20 protein-coding genes are annotated in these 26,905 nt (G+C 73.2%); 13 read left to right on the top strand and 7 right to left on the bottom strand.

The genetic code is table 11. The features are described 5' to 3' along the window. Nucleotides 1-435 precede the first annotated feature (435 nt). The 3 genes from rsgA to OHS71_RS10115 all read left to right on the top strand — a co-directional run bounded on the left by rsgA (nucleotide 436) and on the right by OHS71_RS10115 (nucleotide 3,870). Nucleotides 436-1,563, top strand: coding sequence for a ribosome small subunit-dependent GTPase A (rsgA, locus tag OHS71_RS10125; RefSeq protein WP_328479014.1), 1,128 nt, complete (start codon nucleotides 436-438; stop codon nucleotides 1,561-1,563). A gap of 367 nt (nucleotides 1,564-1,930) precedes the next feature. Then, complete coding sequence (locus OHS71_RS10120; protein WP_328479012.1) at nucleotides 1,931-3,337, top strand: bifunctional transcriptional activator/DNA repair enzyme AdaA; 1,407 nt, start codon at nucleotides 1,931-1,933, stop codon at nucleotides 3,335-3,337. Continuing rightward, entirely contained in the window at nucleotides 3,334-3,870 is a 537-nt protein-coding gene (locus OHS71_RS10115) for a methylated-DNA--[protein]-cysteine S-methyltransferase (RefSeq protein WP_328479010.1), read from the top strand. Before OHS71_RS10120 ends, OHS71_RS10115 begins: the two co-directional genes overlap by 4 nt. Nucleotides 3,871-3,885: 15 nt before the next feature. On the opposite strand, the gene OHS71_RS10110 is transcribed toward OHS71_RS10115, so the two are convergent. Then, on the bottom strand, nucleotides 3,886-4,368 hold the full coding sequence (locus tag OHS71_RS10110) for a DUF456 domain-containing protein (protein ID WP_328479008.1): 483 nt from the start codon (nucleotides 4,366-4,368) through the stop codon (nucleotides 3,886-3,888). Nucleotides 4,369-4,440: 72 nt separating this feature from the next. Further along, nucleotides 4,441-5,424, bottom strand: a complete 984-nt coding sequence (locus OHS71_RS10105; RefSeq protein ID WP_328479006.1) for a helix-turn-helix domain-containing protein — start codon at nucleotides 5,422-5,424, stop codon at nucleotides 4,441-4,443. Between the two features lie 1,450 nt (nucleotides 5,425-6,874). Between OHS71_RS10105 and OHS71_RS41320 the strand changes: the two genes are divergently transcribed. Together OHS71_RS41320 and OHS71_RS10095 are read left to right on the top strand one after the other, a co-directional pair. Next, nucleotides 6,875-8,398 carry a protein phosphatase 2C domain-containing protein gene (locus OHS71_RS41320; RefSeq protein WP_443047160.1) on the top strand — a complete coding sequence of 508 codons (1,524 nt, stop codon included), beginning with the start codon at nucleotides 6,875-6,877 and terminating at the stop codon, nucleotides 8,396-8,398. A 61-nt stretch (nucleotides 8,399-8,459) separates the two neighbouring features. After that, nucleotides 8,460-10,202 carry a pyruvate dehydrogenase gene (locus tag OHS71_RS10095; protein ID WP_328479002.1) on the top strand — a complete coding sequence of 581 codons (1,743 nt, stop codon included), beginning with the start codon at nucleotides 8,460-8,462 and terminating at the stop codon, nucleotides 10,200-10,202. Nucleotides 10,203-10,238: 36 nt separating this feature from the next. Here OHS71_RS10095 and OHS71_RS10090 read toward each other — a convergent pair whose 3' ends face one another. Beyond that, nucleotides 10,239-11,747: a helix-turn-helix domain-containing protein gene (locus OHS71_RS10090; RefSeq protein ID WP_443046894.1), complete on the bottom strand. Its 1,509-nt coding sequence runs from the start codon at nucleotides 11,745-11,747 to the stop codon at nucleotides 10,239-10,241. Between the two features lie 175 nt (nucleotides 11,748-11,922). Here OHS71_RS10090 and OHS71_RS10085 point away from each other — a divergent pair, with 175 nt between their 5' ends. The 3 genes from OHS71_RS10085 to OHS71_RS10075 all read left to right on the top strand — a co-directional run bounded on the left by OHS71_RS10085 (nucleotide 11,923) and on the right by OHS71_RS10075 (nucleotide 14,857). Continuing rightward, the gene (locus OHS71_RS10085) at nucleotides 11,923-12,555 is read left to right on the top strand and encodes a hypothetical protein (RefSeq protein ID WP_328478998.1); all 633 of its coding nucleotides are present in this window, start codon (nucleotides 11,923-11,925) and stop codon (nucleotides 12,553-12,555) included. A gap of 138 nt (nucleotides 12,556-12,693) precedes the next feature. After that, the gene (locus OHS71_RS10080; RefSeq protein WP_328478996.1) at nucleotides 12,694-13,239 is read left to right on the top strand and encodes a hypothetical protein; all 546 of its coding nucleotides are present in this window, start codon (nucleotides 12,694-12,696) and stop codon (nucleotides 13,237-13,239) included. A gap of 1,129 nt (nucleotides 13,240-14,368) precedes the next feature. Continuing rightward, a complete protein-coding gene (locus OHS71_RS10075) occupies nucleotides 14,369-14,857 on the top strand; it encodes an ATP-binding protein (RefSeq protein ID WP_328478994.1) in 489 nt (162 codons plus the stop codon). Between the two features lie 189 nt (nucleotides 14,858-15,046). Here the strand turns inward: OHS71_RS10075 and OHS71_RS10070 are convergent, their stop codons facing one another. Both OHS71_RS10070 and OHS71_RS10065 read right to left on the bottom strand, forming a co-directional pair. Beyond that, the gene (locus OHS71_RS10070; protein ID WP_328478992.1) at nucleotides 15,047-16,117 is read right to left on the bottom strand and encodes a DUF2637 domain-containing protein; all 1,071 of its coding nucleotides are present in this window, start codon (nucleotides 16,115-16,117) and stop codon (nucleotides 15,047-15,049) included. A 314-nt stretch (nucleotides 16,118-16,431) separates the two neighbouring features. Further along, nucleotides 16,432-17,280, bottom strand: coding sequence for a (2Fe-2S)-binding protein (locus tag OHS71_RS10065; protein ID WP_328478989.1), 849 nt, complete (start codon nucleotides 17,278-17,280; stop codon nucleotides 16,432-16,434). Nucleotides 17,281-17,436: 156 nt separating this feature from the next. Here OHS71_RS10065 and OHS71_RS10060 point away from each other — a divergent pair, with 156 nt between their 5' ends. Next, nucleotides 17,437-18,246: a GntR family transcriptional regulator gene (locus OHS71_RS10060; RefSeq protein WP_328478987.1), complete on the top strand. Its 810-nt coding sequence runs from the start codon at nucleotides 17,437-17,439 to the stop codon at nucleotides 18,244-18,246. A gap of 83 nt (nucleotides 18,247-18,329) precedes the next feature. Here the strand turns inward: OHS71_RS10060 and OHS71_RS10055 are convergent, their stop codons facing one another. Next, nucleotides 18,330-19,115 (bottom strand): hypothetical protein, encoded by a 786-nt coding sequence (locus tag OHS71_RS10055; RefSeq protein WP_328478985.1) that lies wholly within the window; start codon nucleotides 19,113-19,115, stop codon nucleotides 18,330-18,332. Between the two features lie 167 nt (nucleotides 19,116-19,282). Then, nucleotides 19,283-20,974 (bottom strand): PucR family transcriptional regulator, encoded by a 1,692-nt coding sequence (locus OHS71_RS10050; RefSeq protein WP_328478983.1) that lies wholly within the window; start codon nucleotides 20,972-20,974, stop codon nucleotides 19,283-19,285. Between the two features lie 384 nt (nucleotides 20,975-21,358). Between OHS71_RS10050 and OHS71_RS10045 the strand changes: the two genes are divergently transcribed. The 4 genes from OHS71_RS10045 (at nucleotide 21,359) to OHS71_RS10030 (ending at nucleotide 26,899) form a co-directional block, all read left to right on the top strand. Next, nucleotides 21,359-22,249: an FAD binding domain-containing protein gene (locus OHS71_RS10045; protein ID WP_328478981.1), complete on the top strand. Its 891-nt coding sequence runs from the start codon at nucleotides 21,359-21,361 to the stop codon at nucleotides 22,247-22,249. After that, a complete protein-coding gene (locus OHS71_RS10040) occupies nucleotides 22,249-22,857 on the top strand; it encodes a (2Fe-2S)-binding protein (RefSeq protein ID WP_328478979.1) in 609 nt (202 codons plus the stop codon). Before OHS71_RS10045 ends, OHS71_RS10040 begins: the two co-directional genes overlap by 1 nt. Nucleotides 22,858-22,859: 2 nt before the next feature. Next, a complete protein-coding gene (locus tag OHS71_RS10035; protein ID WP_328478977.1) occupies nucleotides 22,860-25,292 on the top strand; it encodes a xanthine dehydrogenase family protein molybdopterin-binding subunit in 2,433 nt (810 codons plus the stop codon). 149 nt (nucleotides 25,293-25,441) lie between these two features. Next, nucleotides 25,442-26,899: an NCS2 family permease gene (locus tag OHS71_RS10030; protein WP_328478975.1), complete on the top strand. Its 1,458-nt coding sequence runs from the start codon at nucleotides 25,442-25,444 to the stop codon at nucleotides 26,897-26,899. Nucleotides 26,900-26,905 lie beyond the last annotated feature (6 nt).

Raw genomic sequence — 26,905 nt, 5'->3', positions numbered from 1 at the left:
GCGCGCGAGGCGGCAGCGGTGAGCGGGCCGGAATCGGGTGGCGTCCGGCCCGCCGGGTTCCTATCCTGAGGGAGTTCGCGCGGTGGCCCGGGGCCACCGCGGTCAGTTGTGCACGGAACGGGAGGTGTGACCGATGACTGTCGCCGAGACGGGTGCTGTTCGCAGCAGCCAGACGTTCGTCCACTCCACCTCCGCGGTCTCCGGCTGACCACTTCACCTGCTTCGCGCGCTCGAGTCCGAGCGCGCGGCCGGGGATCGCCCTGTGAAGGGTCTCCCTTGACTTCCTCCGCATCACCGTCGGCGTCCTCGCCCTCGGCTGCTTTCCCGTCGGTCTTCCCTCCGTCGGTTCCTTCTTCGTCGGCGGCGTCTTCCTCGGCCACCGCTCCGGCGGCTGCTTCTCCGGCGGACTCTTCTCCGGCGGACTCTGCCGCGCAGGTGTCGACGCACCCTGCTGCGCCGGCGTCGTCGCACCCTCTCGCCGCCTACGGCTGGGACGAGGGCTGGGACGCCGGGTTCGCGCCCCACGCCGAGCGTGGTCTGGTGCCCGGCCGTGTCGTCCGGGTCGACCGCGGCCTGTGCGATGTCGTCACCCCGGCCGGAACCGTCCGCGCCGACACCGAGTTCGTCGTCCCCCGCGACCCGATGAAGGTCGTGTGCACGGGGGACTGGGTCGCCGTCGATCCCGAAGGCCGCGACCCGCGTTACGTCCGCACGCTGCTGCCGCGCCGTACCGCCTTCGTGCGCTCCACCTCCTCCAAGCGGTCCGAGGGACAGATCCTCGCGGCCAACGTCGACCACGCCGTCGTCGCGATGTCCCTGGCCGTGGAACTCGACCTCGGCCGCGTCGAGCGATTCCTCGCGCTGGCCTGGGAGTCCGGCGCGCAGCCCGTCGTGGTGCTCACCAAGGCCGACCTCGTGCCCGACCCGGTCGCGCTGTCGTACCTCGTGCAGGATGTCGCAACCAGCGCCCCCGGCGTGCCGGTGCTCACCGTCTGCGCGCGGGACGGCGAGGGCGTCGAGGAGCTCGCCGCGCTCGTCGGCCGGGGCACCTGCGTCCTGCTGGGGGCGTCCGGCGCGGGCAAGTCGACGCTCGCGAACGCGCTGGTGGGCGCGGATGTGATGGACGTCCGCGCCACTCGCGACATGGACGGCAAGGGGCGGCACACCACCACCACCCGCAACCTGCTGCCGCTGCCCGGCGGGGGCGTCCTCATCGACACTCCCGGGCTGCGCGGCGTCGGCCTCTGGGACGCGGGCGCCGGGGTCGGACAGGTCTTCTCGGAGATCGAGGAGTTCGCCCGAGGCTGCCGGTTCCAGGACTGCGCCCACGAGTCCGAGCCCGGGTGCGCGGTGCGCGCGGCCGTCGACGACGGGGAGCTGCCCGTGCGCCGGCTGGAGAGCTACCGCAAGCTCGTCCGGGAGAACCAGTGGATCGTCGCCAAGTCCGACGCCCGGATGCGCGCCGACGTCCGCCAGGACTGGAAGCGCAGGCAGGCCGAGGGCCGGGCCGCGGGGGAGGCGAAGCGCGGGCGCGGGCCGTGGCGCCCCGCTCCTCCGCGCTGACACCTGCGCGGTCCGGTGACCCGCGGCGCTTGTCGATGCTGCCGGACAGGCGTGCCGGTGCCGGTGCCGCTTGCGGGTCTCGGCGAGGTGCCGCCTGTCTCGGCAACGCCTCGCCGGTCCTGGTGGGGCGTTGCCTGTCTCGGAGGCGTCTGTTGGTCCTGGGCGTTGCCTGTCTCGGAGGCGTCCGCCACTCCCGGCGGGGCGTTGCCCGTCTCGGGAACGCTTGCCGGTCCCGGCGAGGCGTTCCGCGTTCCGGTGACGCTTGCCGGGTTTCGTCGTGCTTGCCGGTCCGCGAGTCGTTTCCGGGCTCAGCGTCACGTCCGATTTCCGCTGGCGCGGGTTCCTCCGGGCACGAAGACTGGAGCCCATGACGGACCAGGACACGCGGTACGAGGCGGTCCGCAGCCGGGACGCCAGGTTCGACGGCGAGTTCTTCTTCGCCGTCGAGACCACCGGCATCTACTGCCGGCCCAGCTGCCCCGCCGTGACACCGAAACGCCGCAACGTGCGCTTCTTCGCGACGGCCGCCGCCGCGCAGGGCTCGGGATTCCGGGCCTGCCGGCGGTGCCGCCCGGACGCCGTGCCGGGCTCGGCCGACTGGAACGCGCGTGCCGACGTCGTGGGCCGGGCGATGCGGCTGATCGGCGACGGAGTCGTGGACCGCGAGGGCGTCACCGGGCTCGCCGAACGGCTCGGCTACAGCTCCCGCCAGGTGCAGCGGCAGCTCACCGCCGAGCTGGGCGCGGGACCGGTCGCTCTCGCCCGGGCCCAGCGCGCGCACACCGCGCGGGTCCTGCTCCAGACGACGGACCTGCCGGTCACCGAGATCGCCTTCGCGGCCGGGTTCGCCAGCGTGCGCCAGTTCAACGACACCGTCCGGACCGTGTACGCGGCCACCCCGACCGAACTGCGGGCCGCCGTACGCGCGTCCCGCCGCACCGCCACTCCGTCCGCAGGGATCCCGCTGCGCCTCGCCCACCGGGGCCCCTACCACGCGGGCGCCGTGTTCGACCTGCTGGAACGGGAGGCGGTGGCCGGAGTGGAGGAGGTCAGCGGGCAGCCCGGCGGGCGCACCTACCGCCGGACGCTGCGACTGCCGTACGGCACGGGGATCGTCGCCGTGGACGAGCGGGCGGCGGCCGCCGGCCGGGCCACGGCCGTCCACCCCGGCGGCTGGCTCGACGCCCGGCTGCATCTCACCGACCCGCGCGACCTCACCACCGCCGTCCAGCGGCTGCGGCGGCTGTTCGACCTCGACTCCGACCCGTACGCCGTCGACGAGCGGCTCGCCGCCGATCCGCGGCTCGCCCAGCTGGTCGCGGCGCGGCCCGGCCTGCGCGCGCCGGGGGCCGCCGATCCGGACGAGTACGCGGTGCGGGCGGTCGTGGGGCGGGCGGCGGCCGAAGGGCTCGTCCGTGCCTACGGCAAGGCCCTCGACGCGCCCTGCGGAAGCCTCACCCACCTCTTCCCCGAACCGGCCGTCCTGGCCCAGGCCGGCCGGCCCCGGTCCGGGCCCTGGTCCGACGGGCCGCTGGGCGCCCTCGCCGCCGCCCTCGCCGACGGCGCCGTACGGCTGGACCCGGGCGTCGACCGGGACGACGCCCACAGGGCGCTGCTCGCGCTGCCGGGGCTGGACGCCCGTACGATCGCGGAGATCCGTGCCCGTGCCCTCGGCGACCCCGACGTCGTGCCGCCCGGCGTGGACGTCCCCTCCACCTGGCGCCCCTGGCGCACCTACGCCCTGCACCACCTGCGCGCCGCGGAGGAACGATGACCGACCTGACGTACTGGACCAGTGTGGAGAGCCCGCTCGGCCCTCTGCTGCTCACCGCCGGCCCCGACTCCGCCCTGACCTCCGTTTCCGTGCCGGCGCAGAAGGGCGGGCGGACCGTCCAGGACGACTGGCGGCACGACCGCGGCCCCTTCCGCGCCGCCGAGGAACAGCTCGCCGCCTACTTCGCCGCCGAACTGAAGGAGTTCCGGCTGCCGCTGCGCACCGACGGCACCGAGTTCCGCGAGCGGGTGTGGGCCGCCCTGGACTCCGTGCCCTACGGGGCGACCACGACCTACGGGGAGATCGCCGCACAGGTCGGCGCCTCACGGATGGCCGTGCGCGCCGTGGGAGGGGCGATCGGGGCGAATCCGCTGCTGATCGTGCGGCCCTGCCACCGGGTGATCGGAGCCGACGGCTCGCTGACGGGCTACGCGGGCGGACTGGAGCGCAAGGTCCGGCTCCTCACGCTGGAGGGCTCGCTCCAGGAGCCGTTCCAGGCTCCTGCCGCACGGATCGGGGACCGTCGGGGTTGAGCCGCCAGGAAGGCGTCACCCCCACAGAACCGCCCCCAGCCACGCCCCCATGATCAGCAGACAGGTGAACAGCTCCGTGAGGACGCTGGAGCCACCCGAGCGCATCGCCGTGCGCAGGGCCGCCCGGGCTTCCCCGTGACGGCCCAGACGGAGTCGCTCGGAGAGATAGATACCGCCCATGAAGCCCGGGATCGCCCCGAGAACGGGGAACAGGAAGAACCCGAGGAACGCGCCGAGCCCCGCGTACGCCGCCATCCGGGGTGTCGCGCCGCTCTCGCGCAACCGGCGCGGCGGCAGCGCCCAGCGCACCACCTGCGACAGGAACAGGGTCACCGTGGCGCCGACCAGCACGGCCCAGGAGACCGGCTGCGGATCCTCCAGCGCCCACCACAGGACCGCGGCCCACACCAGCCACGACCCCGGTACGCCGGGCACCAGCACTCCGCACAGGCCGAGCAGAATGACCAGTCCGACCAGCAGGAGTTGCGCCACTCCCATCTGCCCAGGGTGCCCGAGTCGAGAAGAACGCGCAGGTCAAGACCTACGGCCCCCGGGCGCGCACCGGCGCGGTCAGCGGTCCCGGGCCACCCAGCCGCGTTCGCGGGCGTGCCAGCCCAGTTGCAGCCGGGTCGTCACCCCCGTCAGTTCCATCAGCCGCTTCACCCGGCGCTGCACGGTCCGCAGCCCGAGGTCGAGCTGCTTGGCCGCGCTGGCGTCGGTCATCCCGGCCAGCAGCAGGGACAGGATCTCCAGGTCGGCGGCGTCGGGACCGTCCGGGGCCTGTTCCGCGACACCGGCCGTGCCGAGGCGCAGCGGCAGCGCCTCCCGCCACACCGACTCGAACAGACCCGTCAGCAGTTCCAGCAGCCCGCTGGCGTGGACCACCAGCGCGGCCGGCTCCGCCGAGCGGCCGCTCAGCGGCACCAGGGCGAGCGAGCGGTCGGCGACCACCAGCTTGGTCGGCACCCGGTCCACCACCCGCACCTGCTCGTCCCGGCCCAGCGCGGCGGTCAGTTCCGAAAGGCCGTCCGGCTGGTCGAGCACCGCACGCTCCAGTACGACGCGGTAGCGCACCCCGCGCGCCGCTGCCCGCTCCTCCGCGTCGTTCTCACCGCCGGTCACGGCCACCGGGGTGCCGGTCACCAGCGCGCACACCTCCTCGCTCGCCCCGAGCTGGATCTGAAGGAAGCGCTGGGCGACGGCGGCCGCGCCCGTCACCACCTCGACGAGGTCGTGCACCGCCGGTTCGGCGGCGGCCGCCCGGTACTCCTCGGCGAGCAGGGCCGCAGCCAGTTCCGCCTTCTCCAGCTCGTGCCGTTGCTGGGTGAGCAGCGCGCCCAGGGCGACGCCCGGCGGCGCGGCGACCCAGCGGCCGGGGCGGCCCGAGGACTGCGCGGCGAGGCCGTGCCGCTCCAGCCGGCGCAGCGCGCGTTCGGTGTCGTGCTCGCCGAGGGCCAGCCGGCGCGCCAGGTCGGGAACCTCGGCGGCGCCCACGGACACCAGCGCCCGGTAGGCCGACTCGTGCGTCTCGTCGAGCCCTATCGCTCCCAGCATCGGGTGCTTCTCTCCTTCTGACGTCCGGCGCCGACCGGGCGGGTGGCGGGAAACGGCCACGGCGTAAACCCGCCGCAGCGCATCATCGCCGTACCGACGGTCACTCTGCAAAGGTGTGGCCACGGCGAGAACATGTGATCTTCGACCGGCCCTCCGTGGTGGACGTCCTGGACGCCGAACGGACCCGGGCCGGCCGGCCGCGCGGCAGGCGCGAGGAGATCCTCCGAGAACGTGACCGGGGCTCGCGACGCGCAGGGGCGCACAGGGGCCGAGCCCGGTCACCTCATGTCGCCGGGCGGTTCTCCCGTGGGGGGTGGAACCGCCCGGCGACCGCTGTCGCCTTCCCGCCTCGCACTGGTGTCCCAGGAGATCACTCGCGTCTGTGTTCGGCCCCTTTTGGCGTGGCGCATTTTCCGGATGCCCCGTTTTCATCCGGCCCGGGCAGTGGACAATCGGGGGCATGAGCCAGCAGGGGGGAACGCCCACCGGTCACGAGGACGACTGGTGGGGGCAGCTGTACGACGACTCCACCGAGGACACGGGGCCCGCGCGCACCGCCGACTCCCTGGACGACCGTTTCGCCTCGGCCGCCGGGGCGGTGCGCTCCGCGGGTGCGGCGGAGAGCGCGGGTACGGCGGTCCCGCGGCACCAGGAGAGCGGCGCGGAACCGGCGGACGCTCCCGGCGTCACAGGCTCGGTGCCGGCACCCCGCGCCGAAGGGTCCGCTCCCCGCGGACGGACCGACTGGTGGACCTCGCCCCCCACGACGACGGCAGGGACACAGTCCTCCCCGCAGGCCACCGTCCCCTCGCCCAGAACCTGGGACACCACGGGGTCCACGCCAAGGCGGGACGCCGCACGCGGACCGGGACGCGCCGCCGGGAGCGATGGCGAGGGCGGCCTGGGACGGGACGTCGGACGCCGTCCGGAATCCGACGCCGGACCGGGCGATGATCCTGGCGTCGGACGCACCGCCGGGCGGGGCGGCGAGCGTGACGTCGGCGTGGACGCCGTGCGAGGCGCCGCGAGCGGCACGGGGCGTGGCCCGGGACCGGACGACGGCGTCGGCGGTGACGCGCCCGACGCCTCGGGGGCGGGCGCCGGCAGCAGTGCGCGGGCCGTCGAAGCGGACCGGGACGTCCGCCCGTCGGGCCGTCACCGCGCTCCCTGGGAGCCGCCGCCGGCAACGCCTGCCGGTCCCACCGGCTTCCCGCCCGGCCCCCTGCCACCGGGCTTCGCCGAGCGGCCGCCGGGTGCCCCCGCGCCCTCCGCCGGCGACGGTTCCACGCCGTCGGACCCACCCCCTGGGGTTCCGGCCCCCGCGGGTGGCGACGGCCTCATGCCGCCGGACCGCACAACCGCCGGCGCGCCCGCGCCCGCCCCCGGCGGGGACCGCACGTCACCGCACACACCCCCTGGGGTTGCGGCCCCCGCGGGTGGCCACGGCCTCATGCCGCCGGACCGCACACCCGCCGGCGCGCCCGCGCCCGCCCCCGGCGGGGACCGCACGTCGCCGCACACACCCCCTGGGGTTGCGGCCCCCGCGGGTGGCGACGGTCTCATGCCGCCGGACCGCACACCCGCCGGCGCGCCCGCGCCCGCCCCCGGCGGGTACCGCACGTCGCCCGACCACACGCCCCGTGCCTCCGAGCCGTCGGTACCGCCCGCGCCGCCCGCGCCGCCGGCGTCCTCACCCTCCGTGCTGCCGCCTCCGCCCGCCGCGCCCCCGATGCCACCCCTTCCGGCCCACGCGCCGCCGCCTCCCATGGCTCCCACCACCTCCGTGGACGGCGCGGCAGCTTCCTTTCCCGCGACGGACCCCGCGCAGAGCTCCGCGCGCGAGCCGGTCACCGATCCCCGGCCGGTTCAGGACCGTATGCCGGGGTCCGAGCACGCCCCCGTGCACCCGGGCACCTCCGCTCCCGACCCCGGCTCCCCGCCGGAGCACCCCCCCACCGTCGTCGGTGTTTCGGCCCTTCCGCTGCTGTCCGGCCTTCCGCCTCTTCCGGTCTCCAAGGACTACGTCGGCTCCGGGCCGCCCACCTACGACGCGGAGCCCACCGCCCTTCCGCCCGCGGACCCGGACGACCTGGACGACCTGGTCGCCGACACCGTCCTGGACGGAGCCCGGTACGGGACCTTCGCGCTGCGGGCCGCGTCCGTGCGCGGGGACTCCGCGCGCTACCGGGGAGAGCCGCGCCGCGACTCGCTCCTCACGGCCCGCTTCGGCACGGGCGAGCACGCCCTGATCCTGGTCGCGATGGCGACCGGCGCCCGGGCCACCCCCGGAGCACACCGGGCGGCGGCCGAGGTGTGTCAGTGGATCGCGCGGGCCGTGGGCCGCAGCCATGTGCGGCTCGCGGAGGACATAAGGGCGGCCCGGCGCGGAGACCTGAAGTCGGGGCTGCACCGCCTCACCGACCGCAGCCTCGGCCGACTGCGCGCCGGCGCGGCCGAACAGGGCCTGGAACCGGACGAGTACGCGGCCACCCTGCGCTGTCTGCTGCTGCCCGCCGACCCCGCCTGCCGTACCCGTGTCTTCTTCGGCGTGGGCGCCGGCGGACTGTTCCGGCTGCGCGGCGGTGTGTGGCGTGACATCGAACCGCAGGTGGCCGAGGTGGCGGGAGAACCGGTCCTCGGGTTCGGCTCGCTGCCCGCCGAGACGCCCGAGGGTGACCGGTTCACCATGGACCTCGGCATCACCACACCGCCGAACCCCTACGACCCCGACCCCGGACCGCCCCGCGAACCCTTCCGTTTCCGCGCCTCCGTAGCCCGCCCGGGTGACACCCTCCTGATGTGCACCGGCGGCCTGGCCGAACCCCTGCGTGGCGAGCCCGACCTGTCCGCGTTCCTGGCAAAGCGCTGGTCGGACCCCGCCCCGCCCGGTCTCGCCGCCTTCCTCGCCGACACTCAGGTCAGAGTGAAGGGCTACGCCGACGACCGCACGGCCGCGGCCGTCTGGGAGGCGTAACCGGGCGGCCGCGGCCACTGTGGAGGGGGGACCCGAGGACACCGAAGGGGTGCGTCGTTCCATGGCCAAGCAGAACATCGCCGAACAGTTCGTGGACATCCTCGCCCGCGCCGGGGTGCGGCGCCTCTACGGCGTGGTGGGGGACAGCCTCAACCCCGTGGTGGACGCGGTACGGCGCAATCCCGCCATCGACTGGATCCATGTCCGCCACGAGGAGACGGCCGCCTTCGCCGCCGGAGCGGAAGCCCAGATCACCGGGAGGCTCGCGGCCTGTGCGGGCTCCTGCGGACCCGGCAACCTCCATCTCGTCAACGGCCTCTACGACGCCCACCGTTCCATGGCTCCCGTCCTCGCCCTCGCCTCGCACATCCCGTCCAGCGAGATCGGCCTCGGCTACTTCCAGGAGACCCACCCCGACCGGTTGTTCCGCGAGTGCAGCCACTACAGCGAGCTGATCTCCAGCCCGAAGCAGATGCCCCGGCTGCTGCACACCGCGATCCAGAACGCGGTCGGCCGCGGGGGCGTCAGCGTCGTCTCGCTCCCCGGTGACATCGCCGACCAGCCCGCCCCCGGGAAGGCCGCGCAGACCGCTCTCGTCACCACCCGGCCCACCGTCCGTCCCGGCGACGCCGAGATCGACGCGCTGGTCGCGATGATCGACGCGGCCGACAAGGTCACCCTCTTCTGCGGCAGCGGCACGGCCGGCGCGCACGCCGAGGTCATGGAGTTCGCCGGGAAGATCAAGTCCCCGGTGGGACACGCCTTGCGCGGCAAGGAGTGGATCCAGTACGACAACCCCTACGACGTAGGGATGAGCGGTCTCCTCGGGTACGGCGCCGCCTACGAGGCCACGCACGAGTGCGACCTGCTGCTCCTGCTCGGAACGGACTTCCCCTACAGCGCCTTCCTCCCCGACGACGTGCGGATCGCCCAGGTCGACGTACGTCCCGAACACCTGGGCCGGCGCTCCAGACTGGACCTCGCGGTGTGGGGTGACGTACGGGAGACCCTGCGGTGCCTCATCCCCAGGGTGCGGGCCAAGGAGAACCGGCGCTTTCTCGACCGGATGCTCAAGAAGCACGCCGACGCGCTGGAGGGGGTGGTGAAGGCATACACCCGCAGGGTGGAGAAGCACGTCCCGATCCATCCCGAGTACGTTGCCGCCGTTCTCGACGAACTCGCCGACGAAGACGCCGTGTTCACCGTCGACACCGGTATGTGCAACGTCTGGGCGGCCCGCTATCTGACGCCCAACGGCCGACGCCGTGTCATCGGTTCCTTCTCCCACGGATCCATGGCGAACGCGCTGCCCATGGCGATCGGCGCCCAGTTCACCGACCGGCGCCGTCAGGTCGTGTCGATGTCCGGCGACGGCGGTTTCGCCATGCTGATGGGCGACTTCCTGACGCTGGTGCAGCACGACCTGCCGGTGAAGGTCGTCCTCTTCAACAACTCCTCCCTGGGGATGGTCGAGTTGGAGATGCTGGTCGCCGGTCTGCCTTCGTACGGCACCGCCAACAAGAACCCCGACTTCGCCGCGGTCGCCCGCGCGTGCGGAGCCCACGGTGTGCGCGTCGAGAAACCCAAGCAGTTGGCGGGCGCGCTGAAGGACGCCTTCCGGCACAAGGGTCCGGCCCTGGTCGACGTCGTCACCGACCCCAACGCCCTGTCCATCCCGCCGAAGATCAGCGCCGAGATGGTGACCGGGTTCGCCCTGTCCGCCTCGAAGATCGTCCTCGACGGCGGAGTGGGCCGGATGCTCCAGATGGCCCGTTCCAACCTGCGCAACGTCCCACGGCCGTAGCCGTGGCGGATGCCGGTGGTCTCGCGGGGGTGGGTGTCAGTCGGTGGGGACCCACTGGCGTTCACCGTTGTCGTCGGTGCCGTACCAGTAGCGGGGCAGTCCCTTGATGCCGCTCGTGCGGAAGGGCCGGCCGCGGTCGTCGACGCGGACCGTGCCGGTGCGGCCCTGCGAGGACCAGTCCAGTTCGAGGTACCAGTCGCAGGCGCAGGTCTCCGTCCGCGCCGTGACCAGCAGCACCTCGGGGTCGGTGCTGGACACCCGGTAGGGCAGGCTCAGGGCGGGGACCGGCGTGCCGGCGTCGTCGCCCGCGACCGAGTGCGCCACGGGACGGTCCTTGTCCAGGTCGACAGCGAAGTAGCGCTTGCTGAGAGAGCCGCCGCAGCCCTGGTCCATGGCGTACACGGTGCCGGTCAGGGGTGCGGCACGGCCGACGACCCGTACGCGCAGCGCCGTCAGGACGACCGCCGTCGAACTGCGCCCCTGCACGGAGATCTCCACGTTGGTCTCCCGCCCGTGGACCGCGCCCTGGGCGCTCGCCCAGGGGCCGGCGTCCTGCTCGGCCGGGGGCGGCGGAACCTGCGCGGGCGGCTTGTCGATGACGTAGTCGTGACCGCAGCCCTGCGCCCAGAGCTGGGAGTCGACGGTCCAGGCGAGAGGTACGCCCGAGGCAGGCGCCGCGGCCTTGCCTCCGACGGGGGAGGAGTCCCGGGCAGAGGAGGTCCTTTCGTGGCGGGCGGTGGGGGAGGTGCTGCCGTCGGGCGGGGGCGAGGAGGCAGGGCGGGTGCCGGCTGTCGGGGAGTGGTGCGGAGCCGTCGTCCGGGTCGAGCCCGTGGCGGACGCGGAGGGGGCTACCTCGCCCGAGGCCGACGGGTGGCCGCCGCCGGGCAGAGCGGACAGGGCGCCCAGGGTGGCCAGCACCGCGCAGCCCACCCCGATGGCGACCGTCGTGCGCCGGTGGCGGCGCCGAGGACGAGGCGGTGCCCCTCGTCCTCCCGGAATCCGGACCACCCCGTCCGCCGGACGGGAGGCTTCCGGCTCCGCCGACGTCTCAGAGGCTCCCGTGGCCGCCGTGGCCGCCGCGGTCGTCCCCGTCTCGGAGGGCTGCGAGGTCTCGGCGGCTTTCGAGGTGTGCACGGCCTCCGGTGAACGAGGTGCCTCCTGCGCCTTCGGCGCTTCTGGCGCTTCCGGTGTTCCCGTGGTCGCCGTGGCCGCCGTGGCCGCCGTGGTCCGGGGCCGTTGGCGGGCGGCCACCGCTCGCAGCCACCGCCGGTGCAGTTCCAGGCGTTCCTCCGGAGTCGCCCCGCAGAACTCCGCGAGCCGTTCGACGGGGGCGAAGTCCTGCGGAACGGCCTCCCCGGCGCAGTACCGGTGCAGCGTCGAGGTGTTCATGCCCAGCCGGCGCGCGAGGGAGCCGTAGCTGCGCTCCGTGCGCCCCTTGAGTTCTGTCAGCAGTGCCGCGAACTCCGTCACCTCGGCCACCCCGTCGTCGGTCGACACCGTTCTCCCCGTGCTCGTCCGGCCCTGGCAGTCATCCCAGGCACTCATATACCTGCACGTCAGATGGGCTGGGATGGTTCCACCACGGCCGATCGGGCGAAGACCGTTGCACCGGGCCGCCCGAAGCGCCGATGCTCTTGGTGTCGCACCGACCAGGGCCGGACCGACCAGCCGGCGTGGTGGCGACGACCCACAGCCATGCACTCACCCACGGGGGACACCCATGTCCAGGCGTATCCGAGCAGGCACGCTCACCGGGCTCACCGCACTCACGGCCGCGGGCCTCGCGCTCGGCGCCGTGCTCGCCGCACCGGCGGACGCCGCCACCCCGCGACCGCCCGGGTTCCTCTCGGCGGCCGACCTCCCGCCGCAGCCGGGCTCGTCGTGGACGGCCGGCAGGATCACCGCGGGCGCTTCGCCCGAGGTGGAGGCGGACCGCTGCCTGGGCCCGGCGCTGGGCGGTGGCCGGGGTTCCTGGTACCGGGACTTCCGGACCGACCTCGACGCCGGAGCCCGTCAGGTGAGTGTCGAGCTGGCGAGCGTCACCGCGGCCAAGGGCCGGGTCGCACGGGTCGAGCGGGACATCAAGTCCTGTGCCGCCCGGATCGAGAGGGCCGAACCCGAGGTCGAGGCGACCCTCAGGGACTTCGGCAGGCTGAACGTCGAGGAAGGCGCCCACGTCTTCGGCCTGCACACCGAGACCTCCTGGGGTGCGACCGACATCCGCCTGCTCTCCGTCGGCCGGGATGGCACGACGGTGACGGTCGTGGACTGGGGCCGGATGGGCGACTTCCGTGACGCCCCGCTGAAGGCGTTCAAGAAGACGACCGTCACGGCCGTCAGGAAGCTCCACTGACACCGGACCACTGAGGAAGGACGCGGGGCCGCCGCCCTCCCGCCACGGGGGTCGGGAGGGCCGGTGGCTCCGCACGACCGCACGACCACCGCACAGGCCACACGGGCCGGATGCATGAGACATACGGGGAACACGCAGATGATCAGCAAGAACAGCACGGCGGGCACCACCGGTACGCACGGTACGACCGGCGGGGGCGACCGGACCGGCGGGAGCACGGCGCGTCTGCGCACCGCCCGCCGCCGTACGGCCGTGGCCGCCGGCCTCGCCCTGGCTCTCGGCCTCGGCGTGACGGCTCAGGCTTCCGCGGGCAGCCCGCGCAGTGTGAGCGGCAAGCCGTCCGACAACATCACGCGTATCGCCGACTTCTACGGCGCCTACATCGACGCGGTGAACGACGAGGGCGGCGGCAAGCTCGCGGACGAACTCCGCAAGCACTACCTCACCCCGGCCTTCCAGAAGGAGCTGGCGGCCTGGGAGGACGAGAACCACGCCAACGGTGTCCTCCGGGCGCAGAACGTCCCCCTCGCGTGGAAGGTCACCGACAACGGCACGGCCGACCACACGGAGGCCGTGGTCACGCTCACGTGGGGGAGCAGCGGGACGACGAAGCTCGTCGTCGACATGACCCGCACCACACACAAGATCTTCCACATCGGCACCACAGGGGCCCAGGGCAAATGATCGCCGTCCGCCTCGGGCCGGTCGCCGTGGTCGTACCGGCCTGAACGCGAACGGCCAGCAATGGCCATAAACGGCCAAGTGCAGTCGCGAACGATCGTGGACGGTCGCAGTGTCCAGAGCCTCGGGGCCTGGCGCTGCGGCTGTTCGCGTACCGCGGGGTCCGTAACCCCCTCCGGCCTGCCGGGGAGTGTGCGGGTGCGGCCGAAAAGGCAACGGATTTCGGCCAACCTCGTCGGTCGTGCGCGTTCGGTGGCGCAACCGGGGGAGCCCGCGGGCCGGACGGCCTCCGTCCCGGCGCCCGAAGTCCTGGCATCCCAGGCATCCCGAAGCCTCTTGAGAACCTTGCGTACCTGGCCGCGCCTCGGCGTCCGCTACCGGATGCCCGACTTTTCCGTGCGTATGCCCAGGTCGGTGGCAGGTCATCGGCAACCGGGCCGATCACCGGGGTCCGCGGCCGGTGCGGGTGCACGGGTCCGGCGGCGGGTGTGACGGCGGGCGGGCCGTCGCGTCGAACCGCGGATGCGCCGGCCGGCCTGCACTCGGGGGGCGCGACTGTCATGTGCCGTTGCGCGGGTGCACGCCCTTCGAAGCCGCCTCCGCACCGTCGTGCGGCGTCCCCTCCGCGCGGGAACCGGGGGTGGCATCGCGGGGCCGGGGCCCGATCAGTGCCACCACCCGACGCCCCACCCCTCGTCCCGGTGCCCGTCACGCCCACCGGGACCCACCCGCCGACCAGGGACTTTCCCTCGGAGTGCCCGCCCGGAAGGGGGCCTGGGCGGCGTACGCGGCCCGCCCCACGGGTTCCCGCTCGCCGGAGCACGGGCCGCCCCGGCGTCACCGGCGGCCCAGGAGCCACGTACCGCCCAGGATGCGTGAACCGCCGCACAAACCCCCGCGGATGCGCCCGTGCCGGGGGCGGACGCGCGATGCACGCCCCCCTCGCCGAAGGCCCGGGGGGCGCCGTCGAACGGGCGTGCAATCCCGTGAGCGTCCCCGCGGCCCGTCCTCAACATGGCTGAACACCCGGTCGTCAATGGTTCGACATGACTGGCGTGGTGCCGACCGGGCAAGGATCCCGTGAACGTGTTCGAGCAGGAGGGGAACCCACATCGACACGCGGGCGGGGGTCATGGAGAGGCAGGCACGGGGAAGCGGTCCGACGGCGATCGCGGGCACCTCGGCGACGAGACGGGCGGGAGAGGACACGGCCGAGGACGTGACGGAGCAGGGCCGGGCGGCGCAGCTCAGGCGCAGACTCGGCCGGGCGGACCTGCGGGCGGTGCCCGAGACGCGCCGGGCGCTGCGGGAACTCCTGCGGGGCTGGGGAAGGCCGGGACGGTCGGAGACGGCGGAGCTGCTCACCAGTGAACTCGTCACCAACGCGCTCGTCCACACCGACGACGACGCTCTCCTGACGGCCACCGTCTCACCGTCCGGCCTGCGCGTGGAGGTGCGGGACTGCGTGGCACACCGTCCCCGGCCGAGGAGGCCGGGCGCCGACGAGGCCACCCACGGCCGGGGCCTGCTCCTGGTGGAGTCCCTCGCGGACACCTGGGGGGTACGGACGCAGGGCGGCGGGAAGGTCGTCTGGTTCGAACTGGCCTCCGGAGCCGCGTGAGCGACAGTTGGCGGCCGGTTGCCGACGGGCACCGGACGACGGCCGTCTCCCGGGCGACGGAACAGGCACCGGCCGACGGGCGGGCGGTCGACAGGCGACCGGTCGACGCGCGAACGGGAAGGGGGCGCGACCGTCGAGGTCGCGCCCCCTTCCCGTGGTACCCGGGTGTCTCCGGCACTCGAGAGACCGTCAGCCGAACTGCTGCTCCAGGTCCTTGAGCTTGCGCTCCAGGGAGTCGAGGCGCGGCAGGGCCATCGTGTCGTCCTCCGCGGTGAGGTCGACGGTCAGCGAGGAGTCGGAACCGTGGCGGACGGGCGTGAGGGAGGGCCGTGAGCGTACGGGCAGCTGCTCCGCCGAGTTCGCTATGGCAGGCTCCGCGGAGACCCGTTCGGCCGAGGCCGGCTCCAGGGCGGCCGGGGCCTCCACCTGACGGCCGCCGCCACCGCCGCCACCGCGGCCGGGAAAGCGGGGGCCGTGGCCCCGGCTGATCGCCTTCAGCTGAGCCCGCTCGACGCGGTGCTGCTCGCGGCGGCGCAGCTTCGTCTCCTCCTTGCGGGCCTTGTCCTCACGGACCTCGTCGACGGCCTCGTCCAGGCTGCGCACGTTCTCGAGCAGCATCAGCGACCAGGCCTTGTAGGTCTCGCGGGGGGCGCGTGCCCAGCGGACCACGCGGATCTGCGGGAGCGGACGCGGCACGAGACCCTGCTCGCGCAGCGCGGCCCGGCGGGTCTGCTTGAGGGCCCGGTCGAAGAGCACGGCCGCCGAGAGCGACATGCCGGAGAAGAACTGCGGCGCGCCGTCATGGCCGAGGCCCCTGGGCGCGTGCACCCAGTTGAACCAGGCAGCCGCGCCCGCGAACGTCCATACGAGTATCCGGGAGCCGAGTGCGGCGTCGCCGTGACTGGCTTCGCGCACCGCGAGCACGGAGCAGAACATGGCGGCGCCGTCGAGGCCGAACGGGACCAGGTACTCCCAGCCGTTGGTCAGGCCCAGGTTCTGCTGGCCGAAGCCGACCAGACCGTGGAAGGAGAGCGCGGCGGCCACGGCCGCGCAGCAGAACAGAAGGACGTAGGAGGCGGTGCCGTATATGGCTTCCTTGCGCCTGCGGCGCTCCTCGGTACGCTCCCACGAATCGTCCGCGTTCGCGCTTGCCCCGGAGGAGCGCTTGCCGCGCGCGAGCACCGCCACAGCCGCCAGCATGCCCAGGAGCAGTACGGCGCCCGGAAGCAGCCAGTTCAGCGATATGTCGGTCAATCTCATCTGGGGTCCCTTGCATTGGGATAGGGCGTAACGCCCGCCATAGTGGCGCAATCCCGCCGTCCCTCAGGGGGTTTCGGGGCAAGAGGCCGCCAAGGAGGTGCAAGGGGATGCCCAGGGCGACGTTCTGCTCGAACTGCCGCTTGAGGGGCGGGAGTTGAGTTCGAATAAGACTAACCGTACGGGTGGTTCCACGGAAAGTTCCCGGGGCAGGTGAGGAAATTGTGAAGCGCCTGTAACCCTGGGAGGGATCTCGTCCGGGTGATCTTAGGGGACGCCCGCTGTCGCCCTGCTCCCGGGGGGTGTCTGAGGCTGCCTCAACTCGCGACGGACGCGGTGAGCTTGGTGACGCGGTCCGCGTCGCAGGTGCGCGGGCAGGTGGCGCAGGTGTCCTCGGGGCGCACCGTGTAGAACATGCAGCAGCTCGCCCGGTCCCGGGTGGGCAGGGTCGCGCCGTCCGGTCCGGTCAGCTCGCGGAAGGACGCCGAGCCGACGTAGGGCCGGGTGGCGCCCGGCAGGAGCAGCTCCAGTTCCCTTCGTGCCCGGTTCTCCTCGTCCTCGCCGAGCAGCCCGGCGACGTACCAGAGGCCTTCGACGATCTCGTCGGTCACCATGCCCCACAGGGCGCGGCCGCGGCGTCGCGCCGGCGGGCCGAACCCGGCGAGCACCGGTTCGTGGTGCTCGGCCACCGCCGCCCGTACCTCCGCCCGCAGCGCCTCCTCGTCCGGGACCACCCGGGCGCCGGGCAGCAGCGCAGCCGGATCGCCGGGCAGGCAGGCGAAGGAGGGGGCCGGACGCACGGCCATCCGCATGCGGTCGCCGGTGCGGTCGTACGAGACGTGCGTCACGGGGAAGCGGGGCACCCGGCGGTGCAGGAACCAGGGGACGGTGATCAGCAGACAGGCCGGCCAGGCGTACCGGTGCAGTCCGAAACTGGCGACGACGTCCGGGCGGGCCGGTCGGCCGTAGTCGCGGACGACCTGGGCGTCGTCCCAGGCCAGGAAGGCCTCCAGGGCCGCTCCGCCCGCCGCGAGCCCGGCCGCCGTGACCCAGCCGCCGCCCTGCGGAAACGGTTCCCCGTGCGCCAGCTCCGTGACGGTCAGGTCCGGGAGGACCTCCGTGAGGCGGGCGTAGGCCTCCGCTGTGGCCGACGGAGCTGTGGGCATGCCGGGACCGCCGTTTCCGGAGCGACTGGAGGTAAGCCTTACCTTACCCGGTATCGCCGGGATTTGAACTGACGGCCAGTACGCCTAAGGTGCTTGACGGACGAGTAACAACCCGCCGTAATGACCCCAAGTACCGACAAGGCCGGAGGAGGACCCGTGGAGCGGAGTGCGCAGGGCTCCACCGGTACCGGATCGCCGGAGGCCGCCGGCCGTGCCAGGGTGCCTGCGCAGTCGCGGGGCGCCGACGAGTACGGCGAAGGCGCGGACCGCGCGAGATGCGCCCCCACGGGCGCGGCGCGCGGCGAGCACACGCACAGCGAGACGCCCGTCCCGCGCCCGGTCGTCCAGCGCTCCTCGGTGCGCGGCCAGATCCTCGACGCCCTGCGCACCGCGCTCGTCGGCGGGGAACTGCTGCCCGGCGAGGTGTACTCCGCGCCCGTCCTCGGCGAGCGCTTCGGGGTCTCCGCGACGCCGGTCCGCGAGGCGATGCAGCAGCTCGCCCTGGAGGGCGCCGTCGAGGTCGTCCCCAACCGGGGGTTCCGGGTGATCGTGCGAGGCGCGCGCGAGCTGGCCGAGCTGGCCGAGGTGCGGGCGCTGATCGAGGTACCCGTGATGCTGCGGCTCACGCGTACGGTGCCCGCCGAACGCTGGGCGGAGCTGCGGCCCCTCGGGGAGGCGAGTGTGCGCGCGGCCGCCTCGGGCTGCCCGGCCACGTACGCGGAGGCCGACCGGGTCTTCCACAGGGCGGTGCTCGCCCTGTCCGGCAACGAACAGCTGGTCGGCTTCGCCGATGATCTGCACCGGCGCTCGCAGTGGCCGCTGGCCGGCGGGACGGTGCGGCGCGGGCGGACGGATCTCGTGGCCGACGCGGCGGAGCACATGGCGATGTTGGAGGCGCTGACGGCGGGGGAGCCGGACGCCGCGCAGGCACTGGTGCGCGGGCACTTCACTGGTCCGGGCGCTTGAGCTGACCGCCGGGGCCGTGGAGACCGCCGCCCCGGATCCCGTCCGCCCGCACGAGCCCGGCCCATCCGGACGGGCCCTCGTCCTCACACTCCGGACGGGCTCGGGGTGGCCGGGGGCGCCAACTGGCGGGCCAGCCAGGTCGGTACGCCGCCGAGGAGCCGGAACAGCCGTCGCGCCTCCTCCCGCAACCGGGAGGCCTCCGGGTCGACTTCCGCGTCCGCGAGCGAGGCGAGCGCCGGGGCGGTTCCGACCAGGTAGCCCAACTCCTCCCGGATACGCAGGGATTCGGCGAAGCCGTGCCTGGCCTCCGCCACCTCGCCGTCACGCAGGGCGAGTCCGGCGAGGTGGCGCCAGGTGAACGACAGCAGCAGCGAGTCCGAGTGGGCCGCGGCCGCCGTGTGGGCCCTCCGGTACGCGGCCCTCGCGGCCTGCGGGGAACGCGAGATGTTCTCCGCGAGCAGACCCCGGCGGAAGTCCAGCAGCGCCCGTCCGGCCGCGTCCGGCGGGATCAGCGCCGCCGCCCGGCCGAGCGCGGCCCGTGCCTCGTCCACTCGGTCGCGCACACCGTGCAGCGTGGCCGCGTAGGCAAGTTGCCCGCGTTCACAAGCGGCCGCGCCGCGCTCCTCGTCGTCGTGGGCGAGTGCCTCCGCCGTGCGCAGGGCGTCCTCGGCGTCCTGCCAGCCCTGCTCGGTGTACAGGCACCGTTCCACGAGCAGCGAGGCCCGCTGGATCGCGCCCGCCGCGCTGCCGGGCGGGATCAGCGCCGCCGCGTCGGTCCAGCAGGCACGCGAGCGCAGCCGCCATACCGCGGTCTGGAGGGGATCGTCACCTGAGGTCGTTCCGGTACCAGACATGGCGGTGTACGCCACGTTGCCCTCCCCGAGCGCGCCGTCGAGCTTTGAGTGGTGGCCGCATCTCAGCACGGATCGCAGGGCCGGGCCAAGGGGGCGGGTGAAGGATTTCACAAAGTCGTGGGTCTCCGCGCCCGGAAGATCCGGCGGGGCGCGTCCGAGGGGTGACGGTCGGGGCGGTCCGGTCAGCTCATCCGCAGTGCCAGGAAGAAGTCCAGCTTGTCCTCCAGCCGCGAGAGGTCACGGCTCGTCAACTGCTCGATCCGCCCGACCCGGTAGCGCAGCGTGTTGACGTGCAGGTGCAGACGGGACGCGCACCGGGTCCACGACCCGTCACACTCGAGGAACGCCTCCAGCGTCGGAATCAGCTCGGCACGGTGACGCCGGTCGTAGTCGCGCAGGGGGTCCAGGAGACGGGCGGTGAACGCCTTGCGCACATCGTCCGGGACGAACGGGAGCAGCAGCACGTGCGAGGCCAGTTCCTGGTGGCCCGCGGCGCAGACCCGGCCGGGACGGGCGGCGGCCACACGCCGCGCGTGCCGTGCCTCCTCCAGCGCCCCGCGCAACCCCTCGGCCGAGTGCACGGCGGCGCTGACGCCCAGCGTGAGCCGGCCGTCGCCGTCGAGGCCGGACGACAGCGGCTCCCGTACGGCCGCCAGGAGCGCGTCGGCGAGGACGCCCGTCTCGGAGCCGTCGTGCTCGCTCGACACCGCCGGCAACGGGACCAGGGCGACGGCCTCGTCGCCCGTGTGGGCCACGGCGATGCGGTCGGAGGGTTCGGGTCCGGTGGCGAGCGGGTCGACCAGGATCTCCTCCAGGAGCGACTGGGCGACCGGACCGGCCTCCGGGCCGCCTTCGTCCCACTCGACCCGGGCCACGACCACCTGCCAGTGCGGGGCGGCCCCGAGGCCCGGCAGCAGCACCGGAGCGGCCACCCGCAGACGGGCGGCGATCTCCGTCGGCGCCGCGCCCGTCTGGACCAGCTCCAGCACCTCCTGCGCGAGCCGCCTGCGCACCGTGCGCGCGGCGTCCCGGCGGTCCCGTTCGACGGCGATCAGCTGGGTGACGCCCTGGAGCAGGTCCAGGCGCTCGTCCGCCCAGTCCCCGGCGTCCGCCTCGACGGCCAGCAGCCAGTCCGACAGGACGCCCTCGCGTACGTCACGTTCCGCCCGGGGGTTGGGCGAGGTCTGTGGAGCGCGCCCGCCGCCGCGGATCGGGAACAGCGAGAACGTCGTCTGGCCCAGGACCACCCGGTGCGGCCCGCGCCGCCCGGTGCGGACGGCCCCCAGGTGCTCCGCCGCCAGCTCGGCGCAGGCCTCGGGCGACAGGACGGGGCCGGCCGGCTCGGGGGCCGCGATGAGCCGGCCGGTGGGGGACAGCACCCAGGCGCGCAGGTCCAGATCGGAGCCGAGCAGGTCCAGGACCACGTCCGGGCCGCCGCCCGCCGGGCCCGACGTCATCATCCGCCGGTGGCGGTCCACGACGGCCGCGAGGTCCCCGGCGCGCTCGCCGGACACCTGCCGTACGACGTGCTCGGTGATCGTCGCGAAGGCCACCGACTCGTGCACCGCGAACAACGGGAGTCGGTGCCGGGCACAGGCCACGGCCAGGTCCTCCGGCACGGCGCCGAGCTCCGCCTCGCCGGCCGCGAGCGCGGCCACCCCGGCCTGCACCAGGATCCGCACGAACGGCTCGGAGTCCGCCGCGTCCCGGCGCCATGCCAGGCCCGTCAGCACCAGCTCACCCCCGGAGAGGTAGCGGCTGGGGTCCCGCAGGTCGGTGGTCATGACACCCCGTACCGCGCGGTCCAGCTCGTCCTCGCCGCCGAGGAGCCTGAGGCCCAGCGCGTCGGTGTCCAGCAGTGCGCGCAGCCGCATCTCGTCGCCGCCGTTCTTTGTCTCGAAAACTACGATGGATCTTCAGGGTCGTGGGGCAGCGGGCCTGCGTCGGCGCCGCCGCCCGGGGGCCCGGCCCGCGCGGCGGACCGTCACGCACCGCATTCTTCGATCGCCAGGTCGTTCCCCGCGTTTCCACAGGAAAACGAGGAGGTTACCGAGGGCCTTCCTTCATACGAATCTACAAGATGGCCGGGTGGACCAGCCAACTCCTTCATGGTTTCGGTGACTGACCCGGTCGGAGCAAGGCGCTGTGTACTGGCCTCACTCCACGTGAACACCACATGTACGAGCCGGGCCCGCCGCACCCGATTCTGGCTCGATCGAGACGACTCACGACTCACGAGACGAAGAAGAGAGCCGGTCATGGACTTCCTTCGCCCCGCCAGCTGGGAGGAGGCGCTCGCCGCGAAGGCCGAGCACCCCACCGCTGTGCCGATTGCGGGTGGCACCGATGTGATGGTCGAGATCAACTTCGACCACCGCAGGCCCGAGTACCTGCTCGACCTCAACCGCGTCGGTGACCTCTACGAGTGGGAGGTCGGCGAGGAGAGCGTACGGCTCGGCGCCTCGGTCCCGTACACCCGGATCATGGAGAACCTGCGCGCCGAGCTGCCGGGCCTCGCCCTCGCCTCGCACACCGTGGCCTCCCCCCAGATCCGCAACCGCGGCGGCGTCGGCGGCAACCTCGGCACCGCCTCCCCGGCCGGCGACGCCCACCCCGCCCTGCTGGCGGCCGGCGCCGAGGTCGAGGCGGAGTCGGTCCGCGGCACCCGGCGGATCCCGATCGACGACTTCTACACCGGGGTGAAGCGCAACGCGCTCGCCCCCGACGAGCTGATCCGCGCCGTCCACATCAAGAAGGCCGACGGCCCGCAGCAGTACTCCAAGGTGGGTACCCGCAACGCCATGGTCATCGCCGTCTGCGCCTTCGGGATCGCACTGCACCCGGGGTCCCGGACCGTCCGTACCGGCATCGGCTCGGCCGCGCCCACCCCCGTCCGGGCGAAGACCGCCGAGGAGTTCCTCGACGCCGCGCTCGAAGAAGGCGGCTTCTGGGACAACGGGAAGATCATCACCCCGTCGGTCGCCAAGCAGTTCGCCGACCTGTGCGCCGCCGCCTGCAACCCGATCGACGACGTCCGGGGGACGGCGAGCTACCGCCGGCACGCCGTGGGCGTCATGGCCCGCCGCACGCTGACCTGGACCTGGGAGTCGTACCGCGGCGCCCGCCGCACCGCGAAGGGAGCCGCGTGATGCGTGTCAACTTCACCGTCAACGGACGTCCGCAGGAAGCCGACGACGTCTGGGAGGGCGAGAGCCTGCTCTACGTGCTGCGTGAGCGGCTCGGGCTGCCGGGTTCGAAGAACGCCTGCGAGCAGGGCGAGTGCGGCTCGTGCACGGTCCGGCTGGACGGCGTCCCGGTGTGTTCCTGCCTGGTCGCCGCCGGACAGGCCGAGGGCCGTGACATCGTGACCGTCGAGGGTCTCGCCGACTACGCCAGGCAGCGCGCCGAGCGAGCCGGGCACGGCGACTGCGGAACCGGTTCCTGCGGCACGACGGGCGCTTTCGGGGCCTCCGCCGTTGCCGGTGGCCCGCAGACCGAGGGCGCCGACTCGCAGGCCGGCGGGGGGATCGACCTCGCCCCGATCCAGCAGGCGTTCATCGACGCCGGCGCCGTCCAGTGCGGCTTCTGCACACCAGGCCTGCTGGTCGCCGCCGACGAGATGCTGGAACACAACCCGAACCCGACCGACGCGGACATCCGCGAGGCGCTCTCCGGCAACCTCTGCCGGTGCACCGGCTACGAGAAGATCATGGACGCGGTCCGCCTCGCGGCCGCCCGGCAGGCAGAGGCGGTCTGACGATGCCTTCTCCCACTCCCGGTTTCGCTCGAGCGGGCGGTGCCCCCCTCGGTACTCCCACCAAGGTCACCCAGGGCTCCCCGACCAAGGGCGGCGTCGGGGAGTCCACGCTCCGCCCCGACGGCACCCTCAAGGTCACCGGCGAGTTCGCGTACTCGTCCGACCTGTGGCACGAGGACATGCTCTGGGGCCAGATCCTGCGCTCCACGGTCGCCCACGCCGAGATCGTCTCGATCGACACCTCCGAGGCCCTCGCCACCCCCGGCGTCCACGCCATCATGACGTACGACGACCTGCCGACCGACGTGAAGAACTACGGTCTGGAGATCCAGGACACGCCGGTCCTGGCCCACGGCAAGGTCCGGCACCACGGCGAGCCGGTCGCGATCGTCGCCGCCGACCACCCGGAGACCGCCCGCCGTGCCGCCGCCAAGATCAGGGTCGAGTACCGCGAACTGCCCGTCATCACCGACGAGGCCTCGGCGACCGCCCCGGACGCGATCCTGATCCACGAGGGCCGCGACGACCACCACATCGGTCACGTCGCCCACCCCAACATCGTCCACCGCCAGCCGATCATCCGGGGCGACGCCACCGCGGCCGCCGCGCGCGCCGACGTCGTGGTCAGGGGCGAGTACACCTTCGGCATGCAGGACCAGGCGTTCCTCGGCCCCGAGTCCGGCCTCGCCGTGCCCGAGGAGGACGGTGGCGTCCACCTCTACGTCGCCACCCAGTGGCTCCACTCCGACCTGCGCCAGATCGCGCCCGTCCTCGGCCTGCCCGAGAGGAAGGTGCGGATGACGCTGGCCGGCGTCGGCGGCGCGTTCGGCGGCCGCGAGGACCTGTCGATGCAGATCCACGCCTGTCTGCTGGCCCTGCGCACCGGCAAGCCCGTCAAGATCGTCTACAACCGTTTCGAGTCCTTCTTCGGGCATGTCCACCGCCACCCGGCGAAGCTCACCTACGAGCACGGCGCCACCCGCGACGGCAAGCTGACCCACGTCAAGTGCCGCATCGTCCTCGACGGCGGCGCGTACGCCTCGGCCAGCCCGGCCGTCGTCGGCAACGCCTCCTCGCTCGGCGTCGGCCCGTACGTCGTCGACGACGTCGAGGTCGAGGCCATCGCCCTCTACACCAACAACCCGCCCTGCGGCGCGATGCGTGGCTTCGGCGCGGTCCAGGCGTGCTTCGCCTACGAGGCGCAGATGGACAAGGTCGCCGCGGAACTGGGCATGGACCCGGTGGAGTTCCGCCGGCTCAACGCGATGGAGCAGGGGACCCTGCTGCCGACCGGCCAGCCGGTCGACTCCCCGGCGCCGGTCGCCGAGATCCTGCGCCGCGTCAAGGCGATGCCGCTCCCTCCGGAACGCCAGTGGGAGAGCAGCGAGGGCGCCGACGTACGGCAGCTGCCCGGCGGTCTGTCCAACACCACGCACGGCGAAGGCGTCGTACGGGGGATCGGCTACGCGGTCGGCATCAAGAACGTCGGCTTCTCCGAGGGCTTCGACGACTACTCGACCGCCAGGGTGCGCATGGAGGTCGTCGGGGGTGAGCCCGTCGCGACCGTCCACACGGCCATGGCGGAGGTCGGCCAGGGCGGTGTCACCGTGCACGCGCAGATCGCCCGCACCGAGCTGGGCGTCGCCCAGGTGACGATCCACCCCGCCAACACGCAGGTGGGCAGCGCGGGTTCGACCTCGGCCTCCCGGCAGACGTACGTCACCGGCGGCGCCGTCAAGAACTCCTGCGAGCTCGTCCGGGAGAAGGTCCTGGAGATCGGACGTCGTAGGTTCGGCTCCTACCACCCCGCCTGGGCCACCGCCGAGCTGCTCCTGGAGGGCGGCAAGGTCGTCACCGACGGCGGTGAGGTCCTCGCCGACCTGGCCGACGTGCTCGAGGACGAGAGCGTCGAGGTCGAGGCGGAGTGGCGGCACCGGCCCACCGAGCCGTTCGACCTGCGCACCGGGCAGGGCAACGGGCACGTCCAGTACTCGTTCGCCGCGCATCGCGCCGTCGTCGAGGTGGACACCGAGCTCGGCCTGGTGAAGGTCATCGAGCTGGCCTGTGTGCAGGACGTCGGCAAGGCGCTCAACCCGCTGTCCGTGATCGGTCAGATCCAGGGCGGTACGACCCAGGGTCTGGGCATGGCGGTCATGGAGGAGATCATCGTCGATCCCAGGACGGCGAAGGTCAGGAACCCGTCCTTCACGGACTACCTGATCCCCACGATTCTCGACACGCCGACGATCCCCGTCGACGTGCTCGAACTCGCCGACGACCACGCCCCCTACGGGCTCCGTGGTGTCGGCGAGGCACCCACCCTGTCGTCGACTCCGGCGGTCCTCGCGGCCATCCGGAACGCGACCGGGCTCGAGCTCAACCGCACACCGGTACGTCCGGAGCATCTCACCGGAACGGGACCCCAAGGGGTCTGAGCCGCTGTCGCCCGGGGGGTGCCGCACCCTGCCGCACCTCCCGGACCCCCTTGTTCGTCTCGGGCCGTCCCCCGGGTCGTCCATTCCCAAATCCCGCAACCGGCCGCATCGGCCACGCGGGTGTCCCTTTGAACCTTGGGAGATGGCCCATGACCCACCAGTCCCTGGAGCCGAGGACCACAGCCGAGGACGTGGGCGAAGGCACCCGCGTCCCGGCCGGACGGTCCTGGCTCGACAGGTACTTCCACATGTCCGAGCGGGGGACCACGGCCGGGCGCGAAGTGCGCGGCGGCGTCACCACCTTCATGGCGATGGCGTACATCCTGCTGCTCAACCCCCTGATCCTGTCCGGCAAGGACGTGGCGGGCGACACCCTCGGCCGGCAGGCCCTGATCACCGCGACCGCCTTCGCCGCCGCCCTGACCACGCTGCTGATGGGCTTCTTCGGCAAGGTGCCCCTGGCCCTGGCCGCCGGCCTCTCCGTCTCCGGCGTGCTGTCCTCCCAGGTCGCCCCGCAGATGACCTGGCCGCAGGCGATGGGCATGTGCGTGATGTACGGCGTCGTCATCATGCTGCTGGTCGTCACCGGCCTGCGCGAGATGATCATGAACGCGATCCCGCTCGCTCTCAAGCACGGCATCACCATGGGCATCGGCCTGTTCATCGCACTCATCGGCTTCTACAAGTCCGGCTTCGTCCACCGGGGGGAGGCCACTCCGGTCACCCTCGGCCCGGCCGGTGAACTCGCGGGCTGGCCGGTGCTGCTGTTCGCCGGCACCCTCCTGCTGATCTTCATGCTCCAGGCCCGGAACATCCCCGGCGCCATCCTCGTCGGCATCGTCGCCGGCACCGCCGTCGCCGCGGTCCTCAACGCCACCGGGGTGGTCGATCCGAAGCAGTGGGCGGGCGGCGCCCCCGAACTGCACGGCAGCGCGGTCTCGATGCCCGACTTCTCACTCTTCGGGGACGTGGAGTTCGGCGGCTGGGGCGAGGTCGGCGCGATGACCGTCGGCATGATCGTCTTCACGCTGGTCCTCGCAGGCTTCTTCGACGCGATGGCCACCATCATCGGCGTCGGCACCGAGGCAGGGCTCGCCGACGACAAGGGCCGGATGCCGGGTCTGTCCAAGGCACTGTTCATCGACGGCGCGGGCGGAGCGATAGGCGGGCTCGCGGGCGGCTCCGGCCAGACCGTGTTCATCGAGTCGGCGACCGGCGTGGGCGAGGGGGCCCGCACAGGTCTCGCCTCGGTCGTCACGGGCGCCTTCTTCGCGGCCTGTCTGTTCTTCACCCCGCTCACCGCGATCGTCCCGCAGGAGGTCGCCTCCGCCGCCCTGGTTGTCATCGGCGCGATGATGCTGATGAACGCCCGGCACGTCGACTGGGCCGACCGGGCGACCGCGATTCCCGTCTTCCTGACCGTCGTCCTGATGCCGTTCACTTACACCATCACCACCGGTGTCGCCGCGGGAGTCATCTCCTACGTCGCCATCAGGACCGCCCAGGGCAGGGCGCGGGAGATCGGCGCGTTCATGTGGGGGCTGACGGTGATCTTCCTGGTCTACTTCGCCCTCCACCCGATCGAGAGCTGGCTGGGCGTGCACTAGCCGTCC

This window comes from Streptomyces sp. NBC_00377 (assembly GCF_036075115.1).
Classification (GTDB): Bacteria; Actinomycetota; Actinomycetes; order Streptomycetales; family Streptomycetaceae; genus Streptomyces.
This window is presented reverse-complemented; position numbering and strand designations above follow the sequence as displayed.